The organism is Roseiarcus sp. (genome assembly GCF_052145395.1).
Lineage (GTDB): Bacteria > Pseudomonadota > Alphaproteobacteria > Rhizobiales > Beijerinckiaceae > Roseiarcus.
Window position 1 is genome coordinate 1 of sequence record NZ_JBKQOT010000598.1, and the last position, 2663, is coordinate 2663.

1 protein-coding gene is annotated in these 2663 nt (G+C 65.0%); it reads left to right on the forward strand.

Translation table 11 applies throughout. The features are described 5' to 3' along the window. On the forward strand, positions 1–2477 hold a 2477-nt coding region (locus ACLP25_RS20595), incomplete at its 5' end, for a Pls/PosA family non-ribosomal peptide synthetase (RefSeq protein WP_442471017.1). Positions 2478–2663 lie beyond the last annotated feature (186 nt).

Here is a 2663-nt window from a genome sequence, read left to right on the forward strand (position 1 = left end):
GCCTGATCGAGACCCACGCCCCGCCGACGACGCCGACCGAGCGGCTTCTGGCCCGCGCGCTCGAAGACATGCTCCGCCTCGCCGAGGTCTCCGTCGACGGCGACTTCTTCAACGAATACGGCGCCCATTCTCTCTTGATGGCGCGCTTCTGCGCGCGCGTTCGCCAGCTATCGCCGGAAACGAGGGTTGCCATGCGCGAGGTCTACGCCAATCCCAGCGTGCGCCGCCTCGCCCTCGCCATCGACAGCGCCAAACCCGTCGCCCCGCCTCCGCGGGAGGCCGCGCCCGAGCATCGACCCTCGCACGCCGCCTACTATCTTTGCGGCGTGGCGCAGACGGGGGTCTATCTCGGCGTCGGGGCGCTCGGCGTCTTTCTCGCCCAGGCGGGCCTTCAATGGACCTATGCCGCAGTCCATTCGCCGCCCGCGCTCTATGGGCGCGCGCTCGCCGTCGTCTCGGCCTGGTTCTTCGGCCACAATGCCCTCGCGACCGCGGCGAAATGGCTGCTCCTCGGCCGCCCCCGGCCGGGAGCCGTCCCACTCTGGAGCCTCCCTTACTTCCGCTTCTGGCTCGCCCGCTTCATCGTCCGCTCGGCCCCCGCCAACGCGTTCGCCGGTACGCCGCTGTTCAACGTCTTCCTCCGCTCGCTCGGCGCCCGGATCGGCCGCAATGCGGTCGTCGGCACGGCGCTTTTTCCCGTCGCCGCGGACCTGTTCAGCGTCGGCAACGACGCCGTCGTCGCCCGGACCGTCGTGGCGAATGGCAGCTCCGCGTTCCGCAACCGCCTTCACTTCGACGGCATCCGGATCGGCAAGAACGCCTATGTCGGCGAAGCGGCCATGCTCGACGTCGGCGCGACGATCGAGGATTTCGGCCAGTTGGGGCACGCCTCGGCGCTGCTCAGCGGTCAGCGCGTGCCCCAGGGCAAGAGCTACCACGGCTCGCCCGCCGAGGAGACGACGACCAATTTTCGCCTGTTCGACGAAATCCCCGCGAACCCGCTTCGTCGCGCTGTTTTTTCGATTGCGCAGCTTCTCTTTTCGCTCATTGTCGCGGGAGCGTTGATCGACGCGCTCCTCCTGGGCGCGATGGCGTTCTCTGCGGAGCGCGTCAGTGCGGCCGTCCCGGCCCCGCTCGTCGCCATGATCGACCTCCTGCCGATCTCGCTTTCAACCTCGTTCGCTCTTTCGTCCACCTCGCTCGTCGCCTCGCTCGCGATGGTTTACCTGATCCCGCGAATCGCGCACCGCTTCCTCGAGGCCGGCCGGACCTATCCGCTCTACGGCTTCCACGACGCGATGCGGCGGATCGTCGACACAGTCGGCAATTTGCCGTTCCTCAATCTCCTGTTCGGCGATAGCGTCTTCATCGATTCCTACCTGCGCTTCATCGGCTGGCGGCTTGCCGCGGGGGAGCCGACAGGTTCAAACTTCGGCTGCAGCCAGAGGCAGGACAACCCGTTCCTGTGCACGGTCGGCGAGGAAACGGTCGCCTCGGACGGACTCGCTCTTGGCAACGTCGTCATTTCAAGTCGCGCCTTCAGACTGGGCGAATGTCGAGTGGGCGGCCGCAATTTTCTCGGCACCGACGTATATGTGCCGCCGGGCGCACGCATCGGCGAGAACTGCCTCTTGGCCACCAAGGTGATGGTGCCGATTGACGGGCCTCTGCGGGAGAACGTCGGTCTGCTCGGCTCGCCAGCATTCGAGATCCCGCGCGCCGCTTCGCGCGACCTTGAGCTCCTAGCCAGGATGGGCCCTGCCGAGCGACGCCTTCGGCTCAAGCTGAAAACGCGCCGCAATCTCGCGACGATGGCGTGGCTGCTCGCGTCGCGGTGGTTCCTGGCGTTCCTGTCGATCTATGTCTTCGCCTTCGCTTCGGAGCGCTTCGGCGCGACAAGCTTCGTCGCCATGGCGTTGGCGACCTTGGTGGTCGGCGCCGGTGCGATCGCGGTTTTCATTCTCATCGAGCGGGCTTCGATCGGCTTCGGCCGGCTCAAGCCCGATCTCGCGACCGTCTACGATCCCGCATTCTGGCGCGTCGAGCGATATTGGAAATTGTCGGATTCGCCCGTGGGCGGGCTGTTTCCGGGAACGCCGATGCGCAACCTTGTCTCTCGTCTCCTCAGCGTTCGGATCGGCCGCATGGTTTTCGACGACGGCTGCATTGTCACCGAGCGGACGCTGGTCGAGATAGGCGATGAGGCGAATCTCAACGAGGCAAGCATCATTCAGGCGCATTCGCTGGAAGAGGGTGTTTACAAATCGGATGTCGTGCGCATCGGGCCCGGCTGCGCGATCGGCCCCGGCGCTTTTGTCCACTACGGCGTGACGATGCACGAAGAGACCATTCTCGACGCCGATTCCTTCTTGATGAAAGGCGAGATCGCTCCGCCGCGCTCGCGCTGGCACGGGAATCCGGCTAAGCTCATCGACGCGTCAGCCCCTTCCTCAAGCCGCGCCATCGGCACGACCTAATGTTGCCGTTTGATTTGCGACGCTGCGGGTATTGTCTCAGTTTGGAATCTAGGAGACTGCAATCGGAGCCTCTTTCAAAATTCGTGGGGCAGCAGAGTTCTTGAAGGCGTTTGGAGTTACGGGTGGGTCAGGCAGGGACAGGATCGTATTTGAAGAGCCCGATGAGTTGATCGGCGGTGAGGGCGA